We start from the raw sequence: 21,805 nt of genomic DNA, 5'->3' as shown, positions 1-21,805 counted from the left end.
GGTTCACTCATAGACTGACATCGAAAACAAAACACCCCAAGAGAGCGAGAGAGCAAAAACGAGGGAAATATTAAGAATTGTGTAAAAAGCTTGACAAATAGGCAAAAGTGCAGTAAGTGAAACCGAGGACTAAGCCAACCGGTGGATACAATGCACAATCAGTATTCAGAGCTTGATTCGGCAGGGCCGGCACTCAAATTAATATCCGCAACCATAGAGAAAAGGTTATATAAATCTAGCTAATCATTGACTTGAGTAATTGGTATTTTACAAATCCCTGAAAGCAAGTCACCATAGGAATTAAGCAAATGCAGTTCCGAATCAAATCCTGTGGGAGATAGAAATTATGGTTGCTTTAATCACCCCAAAACCTGCTAAAACCAGCCGTTTAACCACACAAATCCAAGAAATTGCCGAAAATACTTTTACCTTGCGCTGTTTGGATTGGGACCGCGATCGTTTTGATATCGAATTTGGTTTAGAAAACGGTACCACTTATAACTCTTTTGTTATTCAAGGGGAAAAAACCGCTCTCATTGATACATCTCACCGCAAATTCGATCGCCTTTATCTGGAGGAATTAACTAAACTAATCCACATCAATCATCTTGATTATTTAATTATCAGTCACACCGAACCCGACCACAGTGGTTTAGTCAAAGAAGTTTTAGAATTAGTCCCAGAAGTTACCGTGGTGGGGGCAAAAGTTGCTATGCAATTCCTCGAAAACATGGTACACAGACCCTTTAAACAGTTAATAGTTAAAAGTGGTGATACTTTAGATTTAGGTAATGGCCATGTTTTAGAATTTGTTGCGGCCCCTAATCTTCATTGGCCTGATACTATCTTCACTTTTGATGCTAAAACTGCCACCCTTTTTACCTGTGATGCCTTCGGAATGCACTTTTGTGATGATCAAACCTACGATCAAGAAAAAGAGCTGCTAGAAGCCGATTTTCACACCTATTATGACTGTCTGATGCGACCGAATGCTCGTTCGGTTTTAGGGGCAATTAAAAGAATCGAGAAATTTGAAATTAATCTCATTGCCACTGGTCACGGCCCCCTATTAAAACACCATATTTCTGATTGGGTGGGACGCTATCAAACTTGGAGTCAAGAACAAACTTCTGCTGATACTTTAGTAGCTGTATTTTTTACCCAAGATTACGGACAAAGTGAACATTTAGCTACTATGATTAGTCAGGGTTTGAATAAAAATGATGTGGTGACAGAATTAGTCGATATGAATAATGCTGATCCCCACGAAGTCAGAGAATTGATCAATCAATCTAAGGGAGTTATCATCGGAATGCCTCCCCAATCTTCCCCGATTAACCAGACGATTTTAAGCACGATTATTGCTTCAATTAATGGCAAACAAGCAGTGGGATTATTTGAGTCAGGAGGTGGGGAAGATGAACCAATTTTTCCCTTAAGAAATAAATTACAGGAAATCGGGGCGATCGAAGCTTTTCCTCCTCTTTTAGTTAAAGACAATTCCAATCAATCCCTCGATTTGATTGCCGATGAAGCAGGAACCGACCTCGGCCAATGGTTAAGCCGAGAAAAAACGATTAAACAAATTAAGTCGATTAACAACGACTTAGAAAAGGCTCTAGGTCGTATTAGCACCGGATTATACCTAATTACTTCCCAAAAAGCCGATTTATCTAGTGCCATGATTGCCTCTTGGGTGACACAAGCAAGTTTAAATCCTTTAGGTGTGGCGATTGCAGTGGCCAAAGATCGGGCAATGGTATCCTTTTTACAGCCTAGCGATACCTTTGTTTTAAATGTTTTGGCTGAGGATAATTATCAGAAATTAATGTAACATTTCCTCAAGCGTTTCTCTCCCGGTGCCAATCGTTTTGAAGGCATTAAAACCTATACTGCTAATAACGGATCACCAATTAACGGATCACCAATTTTAGCCGATGCCTTGGCTTACATAGAATGTCAAGTCGCCAGTCGTTTAGATTGCGGTGATCATTGGGTAGTTTATTGTACCGTTAATAGCGGACGAGTTGCTCGTTTAGATGTCTTAACTGCTGTCCATCATCGCAAAGTTGGCAATCATTATTAACAGTTATCAGTTATCAGTTATCAGTTATCAGTTATCAGTTATCAGTTATCAGTTATCAGTTATCAGTTATCAGTTATCAGTTATCAGTTATCAGTTATCAGTTATCAGTTATCAGTTATCAGTTATCAGTTATCAGTTATCAGTTATCAGTTATCAGTTATCAGTTATCAGTTATCAGTTATCAGTTATCAGTTATCAGTTATCAGTTATCAGTTATCAGGAGGCAGGAGATTATTTTTATTTATTCTTCCCATCACCCTACTTCCCCACTTTCCTAACACCAAATTCTATCAATCTTAGGAGCAATAAAATGTACGAACCAATTAAAACCCCGTCCCCAATGATGGTGCGAGTAGTGCAAGTCTTAGAAATGATTCAAGATTTAATTGTCATTTCTCTCTGTATCGGTTTATTTAGCTTCATGGTGTTAGAAGTCAGAGAAATGTTTATGTCTCTACTGCCACCGATTCAATTTCGGATTATTACCGCCGATATTTTATTCCTCTTAATTCTAGTAGAATTGTTCCGACTGTTAATTATTTATTTGCAAGAAAAACGAGTTTCTATCGGTGTTGCTGTGGAAGTTTCTATCGTCTCGGTTTTGCGAGAATTAATTGTCAGAGGAGTCCTAGAAACTAATTGGACACAAGTATTAGCTGCCTGTGCTTTTCTAATAGTTCTCGGCACATTAATGGTATTAAGAGTTTGGCTTCCTCCCACCTTTGAAGGTATCGATCCCGAACAAAAAGTTTCGGAACGTTATCGTCAACATTTAGTTAAAGACTTAACTGAAATAAACAGCAAAACTTAATCAGTTATCAGTTATCAGTTATCAGTTATCAGTTATCAGTTATCAGTTATCAGTTATCAGTTATCAGTTATCAGTTATCAGTTATCAGTTATCAGTTATCAGTTATCAGTTATCAGTTATCAGTTATCAGTTATCAGTTATCAGTTATCAGTTATCAGTTATCAGTTATCATTTATCAGTTATCAGTTATCAGTTATCAGTTATCAGTTATCAGTTATCAGTTATCAGTTATCAGTTATCAGTTATCAGTTATCAGTTATCAGTTATCAGTTATCAGTTATCAGTTATCAGTTATCAGTTATCAGTTATCAGTTATCAGTTATCAGTTATCAGTTATCAGTTATCAGTTATCAGTTATCAGTTATCAGTTATCAGTTATCAGTTATCAGTTATCAGTTATCAGTTATCAGTTATCAGTTATTTTTTTTTTTTTTTTTTTTTTTTTTTTTTTTTTTTTTTTATCAGTTATCAGTTATCAGTTATCAGTTATCAGTTATCAGTTATCAGTTATCAGTTATCAGTTATCAGTTATCAGTTATCAGTTATCAGTTATCAGTTATCAGTTATCAGTACAACTAATAACCAAATTAACAACTATGACCACTACTACCTTAATTCCCAATCCTGCTATCAATAATCGCTCCCGCGATGTTCAAACCGCAGAAATTGCCGATCAAACTTGGGTTTTTCGCTCTCGTACTTGGGACAGATTAAAATTTGAAATAGAATATGGTCGTCAACGGGGAACCACCGCTAATTCCTATCTTATCTCTGGCGATAAAACCGCATTAATCGATCCTCCCGGAGAATCCTTCACCGAAATTTATTTAGAAGAAATTCGTCAATATGTCCCCTTACATCGTCTCGATTATCTAATTCTCAGTCACGTTAATCCCAACCGTATCGTCACTTTAAAGGCATTATTAGCCGCAACCCATCAAATCACCATCCTCTGTTCTAAAGCTGCCGTCAATACCCTGAAAAATGCCTTGCCTGATGCCCAAATTGTGGGCATACGAACCGATGAAATCCTTGATTTAGGGCAGGGTCATCAACTCAGTTTTATTAATGTCCCTACCCCACGCTGGTCTGATGGAATCTGCACTTTTGACCAAAAAACCCAAATTTTATACAGCGATAAATTCTTTAGTGTGCATCTGTGCAGTGATGAGCTTTGGGATAAAAATTGGAAAGAATTAGACGCAGATCGTCGTTATTATTTTGATTGTCTCCATGCCGTGCAATCAAAACCAGTAGAAACGGCCCTCGACAAAATTAAAGAATTTCCTGCCCAATATTATGCACCTGCCCATGGTCCGATAATTCGTTATAGTCTTAGTCGTCTTGCCCACGATTATCGTTATTGGTGTCAAGAACAAAAAACTCGACCCCTACAAGTGGCTTTATTATATGCTTCTGCCTACGGAAATACTGCCACCCTGGCCCGCTCGATCGAACGAGGATTACTAGAAAATGATCTGGCCGTAGAATCAATAAATTGTGAGTTTGCCACCCCCGCCGAAATTAGTCAAGCGATCGAAAATTGTGACGGATTTATTATCGGTTCTCCCACCTTAGCCGGTCACGCTCCCACCCAGATCCAAACCGCTTTAGGAATCGTTCTTTCCACGGCAGCAAAAACTAAATTAGCTGGGGTTTTTGGTTCCTATGGTTGGAGTGGGGAAGCGGTAGATTTAATTGAAACTAAACTCAAAGATGCCAATTATCGCCTCGGTTTTGAATCCTTGCGCGTGCGTTTTAACCCCACAGAAAGCAGTTTACAGGCAGGTTATTTAGCCGGAGAAACCTTCGCCCACACCTTGAAAAAAACCAAAAAATTTCGGGTTCCCCAACAGGGAATGACCGAAACACAGATTGATCGCACTGCCCAGGCCGTTGGTCGGATCGTCGGTTCCCTCTGTGTTCTCACCAGTCGTCAGGGCGAGGCTCATGCTGGTTTCTTGACCTCTTGGGTATCCCAAGCCAGTTTTAACCCCCCGGGGCTAATTATCGCCGTTGCTGACGAACAAGCCGCCGATCGCCTAATTAACTCCGGAACCACTTTTACCTTGAATATTCTTAAGGAAGGGCGCAATTTACGCCGCCATTTTTCCAATTGCATCAAATCCGGCGGCGATGTCTTTATGGGATTAGAAACCCAAGTCGGGGAAAATGGCTGTCTGATTTTAAGCGAAAGTCTCGCCTATCTAGAGTGTACGGTCAAAGAGCGACAACTCTGTGGCGATCGCTGGTTAGTCTATGCCACCGTCGAGCGGGGTCAAGTTTTGGATGGTAACGGTGTCACCGCCATCGGTCATCGCAAATCCGGTAGTCAGTATTAAAACTGGACTGGGGGGGTCAAGTTCCTGACTTTCCCCCTATCATCGGCCTAGATTTCTGGGGAACAAATGTTATGTTAGTATCCAAGGTTGCCCGACCGGGCCATTTTGTCTTTGTTTCCCCATGAAAAAATTGCCGCTACTCCTATCGGTGGGGAGTGTTGCCTTATTGTTGGTGGGATGTCCAGCTTCCAACCAAGCTAATCAATCCCCACCACCCAGCCAAGAAACCCCCACCCCCCCTCCTAGTCCCCCAGCTGCCCCACCTGCCACCTTTAGGGGTGCCATGAAACCAGCCACCAAACCAACCCCCCCAAGGGTAGCAGCGGGATTGATTCCCGCTACCGATCCCGACCAAAAACGGGCAGAAATTAATCGCGGTCGCAGCGATCCCTTTGCCCCCTTTCCCCTACAACCAAATATTACAATTACAGTGGCGGAAAAACCCCCAGCTGGGACTCCGGCGGCCACCGCACCCGCAGCAATGGGCAATCGTTCCACCCCCGCAGCCGCAGCCACGGGCAATCGTTCCACCCCCGCAGCCGCACCCAGGGGCAATCCTCCCAACCCCGAACCACCGATAGTTAAAGGGCCGCCACCACCACCGCAACCGACAGAAGCGGAAGCAGTGCAAGTATCGGGCATCGTCCAGTTACCTACCACTGCCATGGCGATCGTGAAAGCCCCCGGAGAAGCCACGGAACGTCGAGTTATCCCCGGTTCTAGCCTCTCTAATGGTTTAATTTTAGTTAAAGCGATCAATACTAATCCCGACAATCCCTATATTGTCTTAGAACAATACGGTCAAACTATTACCCGTCGTTTAGGGGATGGTGTCCCCGAACCAGCCACCGCACCGCAAGCCTCGATCAGCTATAATGTTTCCGAATCAGGAGAATAAAACCCGTGCGATCGATTGCTATTCAACAAAAACAAACCATTATTTATCCCCAAATGCCCTTGGCTATCTATCGGGAGTTAGCCAGCCATTTACAACAGGTTCAGGGTGTGGAAACCCATCTAACTGCCCAGCAGTTCCAACAATTCGATTATCATCAAAGTCAGATCGGTAGTCTCGAAATTAACTATACTGAGACTTTTCAGGAAAGCGATCGCACTCTGGTTGCGGCAATTCTCGATTATTATGCCCAACGTCACGGCCCCTATCAGCTTTCCTAAGCTTTCTCTCCTCACCTTTTCCCCGATTACCGACTTTCTTCTTAAAAACTAAAAATATCTTATAGGATTTATCTTAATGCTGGGGATGATGCCAAATCTCCTCACACTTCATATAAACTTAAGTAGGGTTTGCGGCAAAAAGTACGGGCGAAGCATTCGGATAGAAAATCTACGGTTTCACCGATAGGTTATTGCCCGAATGCTTCGCCCCTACAGGACGTAGGGTTCATTCATGAATCAACCCTGCCTTTTATAAAAATTAAAATCTTTCTGATTTTAAGCCACCGACGCAGAGGTAGTCACTGATAACTGCTCACTGCTCACTGATAACTGCTCACTGCTCACTGATAACTGAAATGACCCTACCCAATTCCCTAGAAGAAACGATCCTGCAAGCGAAAGCCGCCACCCAACTGGCTCTAGAATCGGGAGCTAGATGCGTACAAGTGGAATTAGTTATCCCAGAAATTGCCCTGCAAGCGCAAGCTTTAGCCCTTGATTTTACCTCTATTTTTGACAGTTATGGTTCTGGTTTAAGGGTAATTTTTCCCGATACCGGGGCCGCCATGTTAGCTCGACGGGATTGGGGAGAAACAGTTTTTCAACTGGGAGATTTAGGTAGTCGTTTTATTCCCATCGAAAACAAAATTAAGCCCGAAGATGAAGCTTTTTTAGTTGTTTGTCCCTCCTCGGTGGAGATTAATTCCGTAGAAAAACTCTGTAACTTGGCCGAAGATCGCCCCGTAGTTCTTCTAATTCCCCAATTGGAAGATGTATCGGTGGTGGGTATCGGTTACGCAGCCCGACAATTGCGAGAAAGATTTTTAAGTACCCTAGAAAGTTGTTATTATTTTCGTCCCTTGGAATCAGCGATCGTGTATCGTTCCTATCCTTCCTTGTGGCAAGTTTGGCTGGAAAAAGAAGACGGTTACGAGTTAATTTCCGAACAATCCACTAAACCCATGGGCGAAGCTTTAGAAAATCTGATTCTGAAAGCTTCTAGTAATAATCCTAATGATAGTTCTAATCCTGTTAATAAAGCCAAAAAGTCCGGTTTATTTGCCACTATGGGACGCTTCTTAAAAGCATTACAACAGTGACATACTCCCCCCGTCAAGCTAGGCTGTGACGGGGGATTTTTTCCCCATTGCTGTTAGAAATTCTTGGCTTCTACAGATTGACCTCGATTGCAACTTTTATCCTTCTATTTTAACCGATCATTTGGCAATGCTATAATTAAAATTAATCGGTAGTTTCCCTAGAGGTAAACTTTTATGATTGTCAATAAGCGAGAACTCAAACAAGCCTTAAATCGGGTGTACTTGAAAATCAAGCCTGAGGCTGAAACAATTCAGGTTTTTCAAGCTAATTTGACGCGCTTGTTGGAGCAATGTGACAGCAAAAAGTCCGAAGAGTTTAATAAAAATTTGCTGATAGATTTAAAAAAAAATACCTATTATACCGATCGCTATTTTATCAATACAAAAGAGCGCATTGATCTGGTGATTCATAATAACCAGGATGTTAAAAGTCCAGTGGGGGTCATTTTTGAGACTAAGAAGCCTACTCGGACAATAAATGCAGAAATGCCAAGACTGGATAATCTCAACACTAAGGCTTTTCAGCAGTTAGGGCTTGCTGAATAAAGGTCAAATGTAGGCAAGGTAAGGGTTTTGTGGCTTTTCTCGCTCCCACAGGTGCAAGATTTTGAGAGAATCGTGCTTCAAAACCTTGCGTCTTCATCGGCCCGCGTCCTGTAGGGGCGAAGCATTCGGACAATAACCTATCGGTGAAAAGGTAGATTTTCTATCCGAATGCTTCGCCCGTACTTATTCAGCAAACCCTAATTGTGGTTCTCACCATAGGATTAAGAATGGTTCTATTCATAATGGAAAACCCAAACGTCAATGTAAAGAGTGTGGTCGTCAGTTTGTGATCAATCCCACTAATAAAACCGTCTCTGACGAAACCAAACAATTAATTGATAAACTCGGTTCTTCGGTTTGTGTTATGCAATGGACGGGAGTTATAAGGGGTGAAACCCTTATATAGAAAGACATGGCTGCGATTTTTGCCAATTGTTTTCAATCTAGAACGAGCTAATCAATTAAGTCCCTTGCCAGATAAGGATTTAGCCGATTTCTGCCCCCTGATCGAACCATACGAAGTAACGAAGAACCATAAACTCTTGCTCGAACGAATTTCCTTGCGAGGAATTGCTAGAGTAACAGGGGTAAGTTGGTCATGGTTACAAAACTATGTCAAGAATAAACTGGCGGCTGTCCCCCGTCAAATAAAGGTTTCGGACAAACCAAAAGGTAAATTGGTTAGAGAATGTGATGAGATGTGGTCTTTGGTTTTTTCTAAGACGATAAAGTTTTATATTTGGCTGGCAATTGATAGAAAAACAAGGGAAATTATTGGTTGCTATGCGCGGAGATAGGAGTCGTCAATCAGCTAAAAAACTTTGAGGCCAGTTTACCAGGTGTTTACCGACAATGCGCGGTTGCTTACACAGACTTTTGGGAGTCCTATAAGACAGTAATTCCTAGTAAACGTCATCGACCCGTCGGAAAAGAAACTGGTCAAACTAATCATATTGAAAGATTAAATAATACCTTTCGACAAAGGATTTCTCAGCTGGTGAGAGAGAGTCTATCTTTCTCTAAAAAAATGGAGAATCACGTTGGGGAACCCTTTGGTATTTTATCCATGACTACAATGCACAGCAAAGCAAAGGATTAAGCCGCCATCACTACTACCGAATCACCACCCAATAATTGACGAATTTCTTCTGCCCAATCTATTCGGGTTCGACTATCTCGGTTACTCACCCGTCTCCATCCTCGATGGGGGTCAAAAAACATGAACAAGGCTTGAACCCCTTCACGACTATAGTGATAGTCTTCTTTTTTATCTTGTCCAGGTTGCATGGGTATCGGGGGGTAAACTTCTCCAAGTAGTTGCTTTGATGCCTCATCCATCGCGATTAACGGTTCTTCTTCCGATGGCTGAGTGCCATACAGGTCAAGGACAACTTCCATCTGGGCAACAAATCGGGCTAAATCCTGTTCCGGAATACAGTATCTTTGGGTTTTCCAAGGGCGTAATTGGTTTTTTTTAGAGTACGCCACACCGTTGGACTGGAAATCTCGGTGATAATTTGTCTTTGTTTGAGTTCCGAGGTTAATAGTCGGATTGTCCACTCGGCTCGGCCAGATGGTGGCTCCGAACAGCACAGGGCAATGATTTGGGCGGCGGCGGCTCCATCAACTTTTGCCGGAGTGGGGGGAGTTTTTCTCAATTTCCGTTCTAATGCTGGTTTTTCGCCTTTTTGAAGAAATCTTTGACGAATACGTCCCACTGTATTTCTATGGACCTCTAAAGCTTCGGCTATTTCTTCATCTGTCCATTTTCTTTTCGCCTGTTCTCCCTCGTCACACATCAGCAAAATCCGAGCGCAGAGAATTTTTTTAGCCGGTGCATAGCCATTACGACTGATTTGTTCGAGGTTTTCTCTTTGTTCCCCTGTTAGATTGACTTTATCTCACCGACCTCTTCCCATGATTGATGTCCTCTGCTTGTTCGAGCTATTGCCCTATTTTAGCTGAAACAGTCCACTAGGCTGTGAAGCGCGATAGCGTAACGCACCGATTTAATAATAGAGGTGGTGCTTTAGGGCAGATGGTTAATTTTGTTTTTTTGACGGAATTGATAGCCGCAAACACGCAGCCTACACTCTAAATACCTCAATCTCAGGACGTTGACTAAAATCTCGACTTTGCCACTGCTTTTGCCAAAAGCCACTGCCAAATTTTCCCAAAATAGATCAGATTCAGCAAAATTAAACAAAACACCGTCAACAGCAGGAAGAATCGACAAAAGTGAAGAATTCATGACATTCACCGCAAAGGATGGCTGCGACTATTTTGTGCAAACAATCCCCAATCTTTCAAGACTTCCATAACAGAAATTAACATTGATCGGGAAAACTATATAATACGGTTTACCGTCTGTCAGATCAAAATCATCGGCTAACTGCTGTTTTATTCACGATAACCCTATTATGCCTAAGATCTACCGTTTTGCCCAAGGTCATTTAAACCTATTGGAAACTTGTCCACCCAGATTTCAAAAAGTCTATCTAGAGCAACTTAACACACCGGCTGACCCCGGACAATTACAGGGGCAAGAATGGGGCAGTCAGTTTCACCTATTATTACAGCAGCGGGAATTAGGGCTGCCGATTGCGTCTTTATTAGGGGAAAATGAACAGTTAGAACATTGTTTAACAGCCCTATTAAAGGCTGCCCCGGCCATTGCCCAAAATCCGGGAGAAGACAATCGAGAAGCGGAACATTGTCGCAGTTTAACTGTGGGTAATTATTTATTAACGGTTATCTATGATTTAATTTTATTAGAGAGTGATCGAGCGGTAATTTTTGACTGGAAAACCTACTTAAAGCCGATCGATGCCGACAAACTAGCCAAAAATTGGCAGACGAGACTTTATCTGTATGTGTTGGCAGAAACTTCTGCTTATCCTCTTGATAGTTTATCGATGACCTATTGGTTTGTGCAGTTACCCCGCAGCCCCGAACAAATTACTTTTAACTATAATCGCAAACTACACCAACGGACAGGGCGGGATTTACGCCGTTTATTGAAGGCTCTCGATCGCTATCTATCAGCATACCAAAATGATTTAGTTGATTTTCCCCATCGTCCCGATTGTCAGCTTCATTGTCCCTATTATCTTAGACAAGAGCGATCGGACCCAATAGACTTACCCTCGATCAATGATATCCCTGAAATCAATCCTTTTGTCTAATTATTGCCGATGTCGTCAGTATTCTCAATTCTAAACTCTGAATTCTGAAGATTATTTTTATTACTGGACTTCCCCGTTGACAAAAAGCCATAAGCTGTGCTGTAGAAGGGATTAAGAGAATTTACAGCGCCCCGTTACTGGGTACAAATCAGGGAAACTCCCAATAAATCTAACGCTTTTTGTTGCAGTTGGGTCGGTCGAGTTATCTTAGAAAAACGATAACTTCCCTCTCTAATCGTACATTCCACTGTATTCAAGCAAATTGTCCCCAGGTCTTCCAACAAAGTCCGAAAACTATGCACAGGAAAGTTCTCTTGATTCCGTTTTTTTCTCTCCTTAGATTGCACCGATTCACTGCGACTCGCCTTAATCACATTCAGAGAACTATCATCAATTTCTTCATCCTCAAATAACAAAGGAGCCAAAGACTGTTTTAAATGCCATTCCACATAATAAGCCAACATACATAAAAAGATATGAGCTTTGACTCTATCATCCTTATAATGATAGATAGGACGTACCTTTAAATCAATTGACTTATAACAGCGAAATGCCTCCTCCACTTGAGATAAACTTTAGACCTCTTGCATAATTTTTTTATGGTACAATATAAGGTTTTGCTTTTTTCTCAATTCTTAGATTGAAGTGGAAAAAAGAATAAAATGTGATCTTAGGTCAGGAAATCATCTATAATTTTGCTATGTTTATTAGCAAAATTATGGATTATCAAAACTTATCAGATGAACAATTCAAACGCCGTTTCGGTGTGTATAAACAAACATATAGAAAGATGGTAGAATCAGTAAAAAGTGTTGAAGCCGACTCTAATTCACCATCTAAAAGGGGACCGAAACCTAAACTATCTATAGAAGAACAAGTTTTAGTAACGTTAGAATATTGGCGAGAATATAGAACATATTTTCACATTGGTACAAGCTGGGAACTATCAGAATCAACTATATGTCGGATTGTAAATAAGACGGAAAAAATGCTTTTACAATCGGGAAACTTCCGTTTAAAAGGAAAAAAAGCTTTACTCAATCAAGCAGAGATACCGGTCATAACGGTAATGGATGTAACGGAAACTCCCATTGAACGCCCCCAAAAGAAACAGAAAGATTTTTTTTCGGGTAAAAGAGGTTATCATACTTTAAAATCCCAATTAGTAGCTGATCAAAATACCGAGGAAATTATCTGTGTCTTTTGTGGGAAAGGCAGAGGTCATGATTTTAGTTTATTTAAAAAAAGTCGAGTTCGTTTTCATCCTTTAACTACCAGCATAGAAGACAGTGGTTATCAGGGAATAGCTGCATACCATAGTAATAGTTATACACCGAAAAAGAAACCGAAAAATAGAAAATTAACAGAGTTAGAAAAAGAGTATAACAAGGCTTTAGCCAAAGAAAGGATTATCATTGAACATATAAATAGGAAACTCAAAACCTTTAAAATCTTATCCTGTAAATATCGGAATCGTCGTCGAAGATATAGTTTAAGAGTTAACTTGTTGGCGGCTATTTATAACTGTGAGTTAGGGATAGGTATAGCAGCTTCTTAAAAGTTGCCTAAAGATTAATCAAGTCAAGGAGAATTTATTCTCAATTATAAAAATTGAGATAGTTTGTGCTGCTTAAATAAAGAGGTTTTGATAACCAAATTAAAGCAGCTCTAAAGAGTTTTGAGTTAAAAGTTAAACTTCAAGTTTTCATTCAGGACGAATGTACTGATTAACTAATTTTTTGGGGAAAATTAGTTAACCCATTATTATAACATATAATTAATTTGCAAGAGTTCTATTTAAGTAGCTGGTTATAATTAAATTAAAAATGAATTTTAGGTTCGATCCCCCCTGCCGGCTCTTCTAGGTTCTGTGTGATAAGTTTAATTGACATAGGATCGATCGATCTTTGTGTCCTTTGTGTCTTTGTGGTTCGTTCCACCCCCTCGCTCTTGAGAAATGTATCTTAGAATACATTTTACCCATCAAAGCTGGGAGAGCCCCCTGCCCCCCTTGCTGTCCTTTAGTCACATCTTTCTTAACATTTCAAACCTTTGTAGCACAAGGCTTTCAAGACTCGGTTAACAATCTGTAATATTCCTTGTTGACACCCTTACTGACAAGGAAAAAACTGAAATCAAGTCAGGATAAGGGTTGGAGTGCTTACTGAAAAAATTGTTAAGAAAGATCCCTATAAGGGATAGCTTGATAAGGGGGGTGCCGATAGGTGGGGGGATCTGATAACTTTTAACGCCTACCTACTTAAAACACTTTCTAAAGCCGATAATAATCGTTGATTTTCTGCCGGTAAACGGACAGCAACCCGAAAATAATTGCTGCCCAATTCGGGGAAACTGAGACAATCGCGGATAAAAATTCGATGATATTTTAATAAAGCTTCCTGTAGGGGTAAACAGGAAGATTGAGATTGTACTAAGAGGAAGTTAGCGGCACTGGTTTGGGGCTGTAATTGCGAAAAATTAGCTAATCCCTGCCATAAATCCTGGCGGGCTGCCGTTAACCAATCCCAGGTTTGTTGTTGAAAATCCCTATCTTCAATTGCCGCAATAGCGGCAACCACAGCCAAATTATTCACCGACCAAGGATCGCGCCATTTTTGCCATTGTAACAGGCGATCGGGATGGGCGAGGACGTATCCTAGACGTAAACCGGGGAGACTGTAAAATTTAGTTAGGGAACGCAAAATCACGAGATTGGGATATTCCGGCAACAGAGATATTAAACTCTCCTGTTGTTGGGGGGGTAAAAAATCCATAAAAGCTTCATCCACTACCACCAAACCAAATTGCGATAGATAGGGACGAATGGCCGCCACCGTCCAGAGTTTCCCCGTAGGATTGTGGGGATTATTGAGTAATAAGCCTTGTTTTTCGGGATTAACCGGCTTTAAACTGGTTAAATCGAGGGAATGTTGGCAGATTTTCCCGCCAAAACTTTTTAAGGCCCGTTCGTAATCGTTAAAAGCAGGTGTTAGTACATAAACACTATCAAATGAGGCTAATTCCCGACCGGCCCAAGTTAATAACTCGGCCGCACCATTGCCAGGGAGAATCCAATCTGGCCCGATATTGTGCCATTGACCGAGGGCGGAACGCAACTGCCAATACTCGGGGTCAGGATAACGAGTCAGACTGGTTAAATGGCTTTTAATAGCGGTTAGGGTGCTTTCCGGCGGACCGAGGGGGTTGATACTGGCAGAAAAATCGAGAATAGAGGAAACCGGACAGCCGGCAATGGCGGCCGCCCAGTCAAGATTACCACCATGTTTAGGTCTAGGCAAAAGACTTACAGCGATCCAAGCTTAACAGTAATTATTCCTTATCCGGGGCCACTCTGTCTTTAAACAGTTTACCCGCCGAGAAAGCCGGGACGCGAGTGGCCGGAATCTCCATCTTATCGCCGGTTTTTGGGTTGCGTCCTTCCCTGGCCTGACGCTCCCGGGCCTCGAAGGAACCGAATCCTACTAGGGTTACTTTGTCCCCCTCAGAAACCGCTTCGATAATGGTTTCGATGGCGGCAGTGAGAACAGCATCTGCTTGTTTTTTGGTGACAGAGGCTTTGAGAGCGATTTGATCGATTAATTCACCTTTATTCATGCGCTAACTCCTTGTTTTGCGGTTTTTCTGAGTTTAGGGTGGTTGTCAGTAGTTTATGGTTCTCCTGTTGAGGACTCGCCAGAATCGAGAGCAATAAATAATGCCTCAAATCCCCATTGGCTATATATTCCACTGCATTATTCTAAGCGGGAATTGTCTCGATCGGAATCGCTGAAACCTTTAATTTATCTAGATTTCCTCCCGATTCCCCGCCAAGGCGAGTGACAAAAGGGAATAAGCGAGAGATTTACAGCGATATAAGCTAATAAAAAGAGATTAGCTGGCTAAATTGCCGATAAATATTCTCTAAAAGCGATAGGCATCCTAACTTCCCAAAAATCGTTCATCGGTTCTCTCAAAGATTTTTGACTAATTTTGCCCCTAGAAACGTTAAAAAAGTTTACCAAAGCAATTTCTGACCAAAAATTAAGGTTCAGGCCCAGGAGATATTCGCTAGAATTGGAACTTATGATCGTTAAAAATATTCAAAAAAGCAGGATTTAACTGGAAAGTTTGCTATCATTATCTATTCAGCGACAAACTCGCATGGTGATTTACTGCTATCCCCTAGCCGATCTAGGTCAAAGCTTAAGACGTTCTTTTATCGTGACTTTTTTGGCAGTAATCGCCATTCTTGGCGGTCTGATTCCCGAATTTTCTTGGACGACGGAGGTGGTTAGTTTCCAGTCCTCCGCTTATACTCAAGATTTTACGGCTGACCAAATCAAACGTTATGCGACCGCAGTTTTGTTGATCGAAATCCAAAGAAAACAAGCTTATCAGGAAATTTCGCGAATTTTAGGGAAAAGTCCCCCGGCAATTACCTGTAACCAACGGGAAAGCTTTAATAATCTTCCAGCTAATGCCCAAAGAATTGCCGTAGATTATTGTAATAACTCAAAAAAGATTGTCCAAGATAGCGGTCTAACTGCCGCTCAATTTAACGCAATCACTAACCGGATTAGTAGTGATGATAACTTGAGACGACGGGTGCAAAATGAGATGATTCGTCTGCAACGGGAAAATAAATAGAAAAAGTTCCTCAGTTTTTCGGGTCAAGCTGGAGTCGGGGCTACAATTAAGAATGTTTTTTTCCATTGACCACTACCATGTTAACTTTTACCGAGCGCTTACCCCCCCGTCATACCGCTAGTCCACCTCCCCCAGAAACGGTACTTTTTAGCCTTCTACTCACGGCCGAAGAACGCACCCGCAGCCGTTATCGTCTCGACAGTCCCGAAGGTTTTTCCCTCTGTTTTCGTTTACCCCGGGGTACCATTCTACAGGATCGCGATTTCCTGCGGGGGGAAAACGGCGAAATTATTCAAATTATTGCTAAACCAGAACCAGTTATCACTATTACCGCTCCTTCAACCGATTTACTCCTCAAAGCTGCCTATCATCTCGGTAATCGTCATGTAGCCTTAGAAATTAATCCCGATTATCTCCGTCTGGTCCCCGATTCTGTCCTACAAGCAATGTTAGAAGGTTTGGGATTAACTGTAAATGAAGAAATCGCCCCTTTTAACCCCGAAATCGGCGCTTATCAGCATTATCATGACCTGGAAGAGGCAAAAAAGGGATAGTTTAAAAAGAACGGAATCCGGTATCGGTCGCAGTTCCTAGAAAAGCCCTAGGGATAGCTTGAGTATTTATACTTATTGCAAAATAGGTATGCTTTTCCTAAAATAAAGTTGACTGGTAATCGTGCCGAACTAATTACCGAAAATTTGGGTTTAAAACCCTTGGAATGATGTTTTTATTGTATTCAGGAAGTTGAAAAAATGAAGACCAAATCGATCATAAGCTTACTATCCCTTAGCATTATAGGAATGTCAATCTATGCAGGTCAAGCTAATAGTAGTGATTATCGAGCTTTGACCCCGGAAGAGAAATCACGGTTGACCGATGCTCTGCTAAAACAGGGTTGTAGGAATCCTAAAGCGATGAAATTTGATGTTGAGACTAACCTATTTGAAGCAGAAGATGCTGTGTGTGAGGGAGGAAGAAAGTATGATATTTACCTTGATAGAAACTTTAGGATTGTTTCAATGAAACCAGACTAAAAGAGCAAATCCCTGAGAAGCTTTTACCGGTCGCCGCGAAGATTACCAATGAGGTATAACAAAGCCATTCTGACAGCGACACCACTGGTAACTTGTTGGGAAATCAGACTAAAATCGGGATCGTCCATTAAATCGGAACTAATTTCCACTCCCCGATTCACAGGCCCCGGATGAAGCACCTTCACCCCCGGTTGACAGGATTGCAAACGAGGACGAGTAATGCCAAAACTTTGATGATATTCCCGTAAACTGGGCAAAAGATTGGCAGTCATGCGTTCTTTTTGCAGTCGCAGGGTCATGACAAAATCGGCCTTTTCTAAAGCTGGTTCTAAATCCCAGTGGAGAAATAGGCGATCGCACAGTTCCCCAAAATATTTCGGCAGTAGGGTGGGGGGTGCGGACAAATGTACTTCCGCCCCTGCCGTGGTTAAACTCCAGATATTGGAACGCGCCACACGAGAATGGAGTATATCCCCGACAATAGCGATTTTTTTGCCCTCTAACAATTCTAAACGGGGATTTTCTTCATCTAACAGACAACAGATCGTAAACAGGTCTAAAAGTCCCTGAGAGGGGTGTTCGTGTTGACCGTCCCCAGCATTAAGAATACTGACCCCCGACTGCAAACGATCCATTTCTGCGGCAATTAAATCGGGAACTCCCGACTGTTGATGTCGGATGACAAAGATATCCGTACCCATGGCCACATAGGTTAAAGCGGTATCGAGAATCGTTTCCCCCTTAGTCAAACTGGAACTACCCGGGGCAAAATTAAGAACATCGGCCGAGAGACGTTTCGCCGCTAGTTCAAAACTACTACGGGTGCGGGTGGAGGGTTCAAAAAAAAGATTTGTCACCACTTGTCCCTGTAGGGCCGGCACTTTCTTGGTGCGTCGGGAAAGAACTTCACGAAAACTAGAGGCCGTTTGTAGCAGGGTTTGGTATTCTTCCGGTTGCCAGTCTTGCAATCCCAAAATGTGGTGTCGAGTCCAAGTGAAAGCCATAGGAGTTAAGGAGGCGGTAAAAACGGCAAATTTCGTCTATGCTATTCTAGGATTTCTTTGCATCAGGTTAATAAATAGGGTTTATGAGAATTAATTTTTCCTTCTGTCAGATCACTCTTGCGATCGCTTTATTTCTCAATCCCTTGCCGGCGATCGTTGCCCAGACTACCACCTCTGGGGAAATGGTATCACCGACCACGGGCATTAATTACACTCGGCTGAAAAATTTCCTCGCTCAACAAAATTGGCGACAAGCTAACGATGAAACCCGTAATTTAATGCTGAAAGCAACTGGACGGGAATTACAGGGCTGGTTTACCATGGAAGACCTGCAAAAATTGGCCTGTTGGGATCTGCAAAAGATGGATCAACTCTGGAAAGAAGCTTCCGGGGGTCGTTTTAGTTTCAGTACCCAATTTCGCATTTTTATCGAGACGGGTAATCGACCGGGGCGCTTAGTGGCGATCGAAAATTTTCAAACTTTTGGCGATCGCATCGGTTGGCGTAAAGGTGGTGATTGGATTATCTTTAAAGAAAATCTTAACTATACCCTCAATGCTCCCGTTGGTCATCTACCGGCGCCCCGGGACGAATATCAGATCGCCGGTGGTCGCCTAGAATACTCCACCCTCGCCCAAAGATTAGTCACCTGTAATATTGTTAGCTTAGGGCAAAGCAAACAATAGACCTCTGGTAAAAATCAACAATTGTTGTTAGGGTTAGGAGTCAGTAGTCAGTAGTCAGTAGCCAGGAGAATTAAGAATGAACAATAATCAATTAAATAGTCTATTTAAGGATTTTAGGCAATTTAATCCTTATTTTTGCCGTTTTTGAACCCTCAAAAATTAATTATGCCAGAGGTTTAATAATCACGGCGATCAATTCTGTAGAGTAAAATTTAAGGAAAAGCTTCTCTCCTCATCTTCCTCTTCCTTTTCCGATTTCCTAGCACTTTTTCCGCTAAAAACCCGTAAATTTAACAATGATTAAACGATCCGTTAACGTATCGAGAGCGATCGGTTCGTCGATCGCCGTTTCCCTAATTGTCGCTGGTTGCGCCCCCCAAACCCCCCAGGCCACTGGACCGGCGGCTGTTCCCGTCAAACTGCAAACCCTCGGCACCGACAAATTAGTGCAAAGTAGCGAATTTGTGGGTACTTTGATCGCCCAAGAGCGTGTTAGCGTCTCCCCTCAGATTACCGGTCGGATTCGGACTATTTTCGTTAAATCTGGCGATCAGGTAACTCAGGGACAAAAAATCGCCGAATTGGATCCCGAACAACAACAGCAACAGGTAAACGCCAGTATCGGCCAGGTAAATTCGGCCAAAGCGAACCTCAACGGGTCTGAAGCAGATTTAAGGCAAAGACAAGCGCAAGCGAGGGCAAATAAAGCCCAAATTGCCCAGAATCGGGCAAATGTGGCCAATGCGGAAGCTAATGTTAAAAGTCAGATCGCCACCTTGAGCGCCGCCGAAGCCGATTTGCAGAGAGCGAGAGCTAATTTAGATTTAGCGGAAAAAAACCTAACAAGAGCCGAATTTCTGGTTAAACAAGGCGCACAGCCCCAACAGGACTTAGATGATCGCCGCCGCGACATTCAGGCCGCCAGGGCGGAAGTAGAGGCCCGGTCTAAAAATCGTGATGCGGCCCGTCAACAGGTGACGGCGGCTAGGGCTACCCTACAGGCAAACCAAGAAGCATTAAATATCGCCATTCAAAACGAATTAGCCTCACGGCAACAGGTGGCGGCGGCGGCGGCAACAGTGAACAGTCGTCAAGCGGCAGTAGCCAGCGCTGAGGGGCAATTAGGGGCGACGCGTCAGAATTTAGTTTTTAACACCATTACCGCCCCGATTGATGGTTTTGTCGGCGATTTTAATCAAAGAAAAGTCGGCGATATTATCTCCCTGGGTGAAGAATTAACCTCGTTGACTAATAATAAAACTTTGGAACTAAATGTGCAGATTCCCGTGGAATTACAACCGCGTCTGCGCGTCGGTTTGCCCGTGGAAATTATTAATCCCGATGGCAGCCCGGGGGTTCGCGGTCAAGTAACTTTTATTTCCCCCACCGTTTCCCAAGCTACCCAATCGGTTTTAGTCAAATTTGCCTTTACTAATGATGGCAGTCTTCGCAATAACCAATATGTGCGGACGCGGTTAATTTGGGATCAAAAACCGGGGGTATTAGTTCCCACCACGGCAGTGACTAGCATCGGAGCGCAAAATTTTGTTTTTGTGGCCGAGAAAGAAAAGGCTAAAGAAGGTCAAGAAAATGCCAAGGAGCGTTTAGTGGTTAGACAAAAACCCATTCAAGTCGGAACGATTCAAGGGCAAGCTTATCAGGTTATCTCTGGAGTAAATGCCGGGGAAAGAATTGCTATTAATAATATTCTTTCTCTCCGAGATGGTACAGCTATAACTGTTAGTCAGCAGTAATTTTTATGAGTAATTCGATTACCGTTCGTCCCCTGTCAGCGCAACTAATTACCGCCGAAAGTTTCCGTCCCTACGGTCAATTAATAACCCCTAGCCATGACGGGAAACTGTTTGATGAAAGCGATGCACAACTACATTTAAAAAACGGTGTGCCACGCTTTTATATTATGCGTTTACAGACTCGCGGACGTAAATTTAATCGAATTACTCGCCATAGTCAATGTACCCAATGTCTTGGTTCTTTGGGGGGACAAGAGTGGTTTTTAGGAGTGGCCCCCCCTAGTCCTCATCCTCAACCGGATTTGGAAAAATTAAAGGTTTTTCGCATCCCCGGGGACTGTTTTATTAAATTAGAGGTGGGAACTTGGCACGCTGGCCCACTTTTTGATCAACCAGCGATCAATTTTTATAATCTTGAATTGAGCGATACTAATATTGTCGATCATTTTACCTATAATTTTGACCAAGAGCAGTCAATAGAATTCGAGATTGTTGATTGAAACAATTAATTTTTTTACTTAACTTTTCGCAATCCTTTAGAAAGATAGGCAACGAAAAAAGCTAACACTCCTGTCATTCCTACCTCAAAATAATTGGCCATGAGAATAGCGGTAAAAAAAAGGAGCAAGATAATTAATATAGTCCGCTTTTGTTCAGATAATTTCATCTCTAATTGCCTCTAATTCGGTTTTAATACTTAATGGTTGATAACCTAAAGAAAAAGCAAGAGAACTATCAAGAGAAACATCCTGGGGACGGGGCGCACTCATGGGAACATCGGACTGTAAACAGGGTTTTATTTGTTCTCTGGGAATATTAAAAACTGCCGCCATTAGTAAACCAAATTGATAACGAGAAACTCTTTCTTTACCTCCCAGATGAATAATCCCTTGCACTTTTTCTAGGGCTAAAAGTAACCCATCCACCGCACTATTAACCCCAACAGCTGTACGATATTCATCGGTAAATAGAGATAATTCTTTTCCCTCTTGCAGGGTTTTTAAAAAGGGTTGCAAAAAACTATTAGCGCTGGGAGAAGGGGAACCAAACATCAAAGGCATTCGACAAATGGCTGCCCGAGGATATATTGCTAAAATACCCTTTTCCGCCGCTACTTTTTGCTCACCATAGACACTGACGGGAGAAACGGGACCATGTTCGGAATAGGGGGCATTTTTACCATCAAAAACTAAATCGGTAGAGGTAAAAACTAGCGGTATGTGATATTGACTACACAATCGGGCAATTTCTAGAGAAGCTGTCAGATTAATTGCCTCGGATGCTTGGGGAAATTCTTGACAGAGATTCGGTTTTGATTGGGCAGCCCCATGAATTACTGCGTCGGGTTTAATCCGTTGAAAAATTTCTTTAACTGCGGCTAAGTCTGTTAAGTTAACTTTAATTAGGGTCTGCTGAAAAAGTCATTGAAAAGTA

The 21,805-nt window shown here is 42.2% G+C and carries 18 protein-coding genes and 7 pseudogenes; 17 read left to right on the top strand and 8 right to left on the bottom strand.

All coding sequences use genetic code 11. From position 1 onward, the window contains the following. The first annotated feature begins 346 nt into the window (after positions 1–346). The 9 genes and pseudogenes from B5D77_RS08475 to B5D77_RS27090 form a co-directional block, all read left to right on the top strand. A pseudogene (locus B5D77_RS08475) lies at positions 347–2,086 on the top strand (diflavin flavoprotein). Positions 2,087–2,396: 310 nt separating this feature from the next. Beyond that, on the top strand, positions 2,397–2,897 hold the full coding sequence (locus B5D77_RS08465; protein WP_106909977.1) for a phosphate-starvation-inducible PsiE family protein: 501 nt from the start codon (positions 2,397–2,399) through the stop codon (positions 2,895–2,897). A gap of 596 nt (positions 2,898–3,493) precedes the next feature. After that, positions 3,494–5,239 carry a diflavin flavoprotein gene (locus tag B5D77_RS08455; RefSeq protein WP_106908635.1) on the top strand — a complete coding sequence of 582 codons (1,746 nt, stop codon included), beginning with the start codon at positions 3,494–3,496 and terminating at the stop codon, positions 5,237–5,239. A gap of 121 nt (positions 5,240–5,360) precedes the next feature. Then, complete coding sequence (locus B5D77_RS08450; protein ID WP_008197886.1) at positions 5,361–6,137, top strand: hypothetical protein; 777 nt, start codon at positions 5,361–5,363, stop codon at positions 6,135–6,137. 5 nt (positions 6,138–6,142) lie between these two features. Beyond that, complete coding sequence (locus B5D77_RS08445) at positions 6,143–6,415, top strand: hypothetical protein (protein ID WP_008197884.1); 273 nt, start codon at positions 6,143–6,145, stop codon at positions 6,413–6,415. Positions 6,416–6,771: 356 nt separating this feature from the next. Then, the gene (locus tag B5D77_RS08440; protein WP_008197882.1) at positions 6,772–7,515 is read left to right on the top strand and encodes a DUF1995 family protein; all 744 of its coding nucleotides are present in this window, start codon (positions 6,772–6,774) and stop codon (positions 7,513–7,515) included. A 174-nt stretch (positions 7,516–7,689) separates the two neighbouring features. Then, positions 7,690–8,052, top strand: a pseudogene (locus B5D77_RS08435) (class I SAM-dependent DNA methyltransferase); the annotation flags it as partial. 148 nt (positions 8,053–8,200) lie between these two features. Then, a pseudogene (locus tag B5D77_RS28020) lies at positions 8,201–8,462 on the top strand (hypothetical protein); the annotation flags it as partial. A gap of 135 nt (positions 8,463–8,597) precedes the next feature. Continuing rightward, positions 8,598–9,195 (top strand): annotated as a pseudogene (locus B5D77_RS27090) (IS1 family transposase); the annotation flags it as partial. On the opposite strand, the pseudogene B5D77_RS08420 reads toward B5D77_RS27090, so the two are convergent. Together B5D77_RS08420 and B5D77_RS26215 are read right to left on the bottom strand one after the other, a co-directional pair. Beyond that, positions 9,181–9,980: pseudogene (locus B5D77_RS08420) on the bottom strand (IS630 family transposase); the annotation flags it as partial. The pseudogenes B5D77_RS27090 and B5D77_RS08420 sit on opposite strands and share 15 nt — an antisense overlap. A 110-nt stretch (positions 9,981–10,090) precedes the next feature. Beyond that, positions 10,091–10,312 (bottom strand): hypothetical protein, encoded by a 222-nt coding sequence (locus B5D77_RS26215; RefSeq protein WP_051011148.1) that lies wholly within the window; start codon positions 10,310–10,312, stop codon positions 10,091–10,093. Between the two features lie 169 nt (positions 10,313–10,481). On the opposite strand from B5D77_RS26215, the gene B5D77_RS08415 reads away from it, so the two are divergent. Continuing rightward, positions 10,482–11,246: a PD-(D/E)XK nuclease family protein gene (locus tag B5D77_RS08415; protein ID WP_008197866.1), complete on the top strand. Its 765-nt coding sequence runs from the start codon at positions 10,482–10,484 to the stop codon at positions 11,244–11,246. A 134-nt stretch (positions 11,247–11,380) separates the two neighbouring features. On the opposite strand, the pseudogene B5D77_RS08410 reads toward B5D77_RS08415, so the two are convergent. After that, positions 11,381–11,821, bottom strand: a pseudogene (locus tag B5D77_RS08410) (tail length tape measure protein); the annotation flags it as partial. A gap of 125 nt (positions 11,822–11,946) precedes the next feature. Between B5D77_RS08410 and B5D77_RS08405 the strand changes: the two are divergent. Further along, positions 11,947–12,804 (top strand): IS5-like element ISMae4 family transposase, encoded by an 858-nt coding sequence (locus B5D77_RS08405; protein ID WP_106909955.1) that lies wholly within the window; start codon positions 11,947–11,949, stop codon positions 12,802–12,804. A 694-nt stretch (positions 12,805–13,498) separates the two neighbouring features. Here B5D77_RS08405 and cobD read toward each other — a convergent pair. Together cobD and B5D77_RS08395 are read right to left on the bottom strand one after the other, a co-directional pair. Beyond that, positions 13,499–14,545 (bottom strand): threonine-phosphate decarboxylase CobD, encoded by a 1,047-nt coding sequence (gene cobD, locus B5D77_RS08400; protein WP_008197853.1) that lies wholly within the window; start codon positions 14,543–14,545, stop codon positions 13,499–13,501. A gap of 31 nt (positions 14,546–14,576) precedes the next feature. Next, entirely contained in the window at positions 14,577–14,861 is a 285-nt protein-coding gene (locus B5D77_RS08395) for an HU family DNA-binding protein (RefSeq protein WP_002759570.1), read from the bottom strand. Between the two features lie 546 nt (positions 14,862–15,407). On the opposite strand from B5D77_RS08395, the gene B5D77_RS08390 reads away from it, so the two are divergent. The 3 genes from B5D77_RS08390 to B5D77_RS08380 all read left to right on the top strand — a co-directional run bounded on the left by B5D77_RS08390 (position 15,408) and on the right by B5D77_RS08380 (position 16,927). Then, positions 15,408–15,893, top strand: coding sequence for a DUF4168 domain-containing protein (locus B5D77_RS08390; RefSeq protein WP_008197848.1), 486 nt, complete (start codon positions 15,408–15,410; stop codon positions 15,891–15,893). A gap of 77 nt (positions 15,894–15,970) precedes the next feature. Next, a complete protein-coding gene (gene ureE, locus B5D77_RS08385; RefSeq protein WP_008197846.1) occupies positions 15,971–16,447 on the top strand; it encodes an urease accessory protein UreE in 477 nt (158 codons plus the stop codon). 198 nt (positions 16,448–16,645) lie between these two features. Then, positions 16,646–16,927 (top strand): hypothetical protein, encoded by a 282-nt coding sequence (locus tag B5D77_RS08380; RefSeq protein WP_061433075.1) that lies wholly within the window; start codon positions 16,646–16,648, stop codon positions 16,925–16,927. Between the two features lie 23 nt (positions 16,928–16,950). On the opposite strand, the gene B5D77_RS08375 is transcribed toward B5D77_RS08380, so the two are convergent. Continuing rightward, the gene (locus tag B5D77_RS08375) at positions 16,951–17,931 is read right to left on the bottom strand and encodes an aspartate carbamoyltransferase catalytic subunit (RefSeq protein ID WP_008197842.1); all 981 of its coding nucleotides are present in this window, start codon (positions 17,929–17,931) and stop codon (positions 16,951–16,953) included. A gap of 83 nt (positions 17,932–18,014) precedes the next feature. Here B5D77_RS08375 and B5D77_RS08370 point away from each other — a divergent pair, with 83 nt between their 5' ends. The 3 genes from B5D77_RS08370 to B5D77_RS08360 all read left to right on the top strand — a co-directional run bounded on the left by B5D77_RS08370 (position 18,015) and on the right by B5D77_RS08360 (position 20,871). Beyond that, positions 18,015–18,617 (top strand): GUN4 domain-containing protein, encoded by a 603-nt coding sequence (locus B5D77_RS08370; protein ID WP_008197840.1) that lies wholly within the window; start codon positions 18,015–18,017, stop codon positions 18,615–18,617. A gap of 296 nt (positions 18,618–18,913) precedes the next feature. Then, the gene (locus tag B5D77_RS08365; RefSeq protein ID WP_008197838.1) at positions 18,914–20,371 is read left to right on the top strand and encodes an efflux RND transporter periplasmic adaptor subunit; all 1,458 of its coding nucleotides are present in this window, start codon (positions 18,914–18,916) and stop codon (positions 20,369–20,371) included. A 5-nt stretch (positions 20,372–20,376) separates the two neighbouring features. Continuing rightward, a complete protein-coding gene (locus B5D77_RS08360; protein WP_106908632.1) occupies positions 20,377–20,871 on the top strand; it encodes an ureidoglycolate lyase in 495 nt (164 codons plus the stop codon). 14 nt (positions 20,872–20,885) lie between these two features. Here B5D77_RS08360 and B5D77_RS26210 read toward each other — a convergent pair whose 3' ends face one another. Together B5D77_RS26210 and B5D77_RS08355 are read right to left on the bottom strand one after the other, a co-directional pair. Further along, positions 20,886–21,038 (bottom strand): hypothetical protein, encoded by a 153-nt coding sequence (locus B5D77_RS26210; protein ID WP_002759543.1) that lies wholly within the window; start codon positions 21,036–21,038, stop codon positions 20,886–20,888. Then, a pseudogene (locus tag B5D77_RS08355) lies at positions 21,025–21,777 on the bottom strand (NAD(P)-dependent oxidoreductase); the annotation flags it as partial. The pseudogene B5D77_RS08355 and the gene B5D77_RS26210, both read right to left, overlap by 14 nt. Positions 21,778–21,805 lie beyond the last annotated feature (28 nt).

It is taken from the genome of Microcystis sp. MC19 (assembly GCF_003019735.1).
In the GTDB taxonomy this organism is placed as follows: domain Bacteria; phylum Cyanobacteriota; class Cyanobacteriia; order Cyanobacteriales; family Microcystaceae; genus Microcystis.
This window is presented reverse-complemented; position numbering and strand designations above follow the sequence as displayed.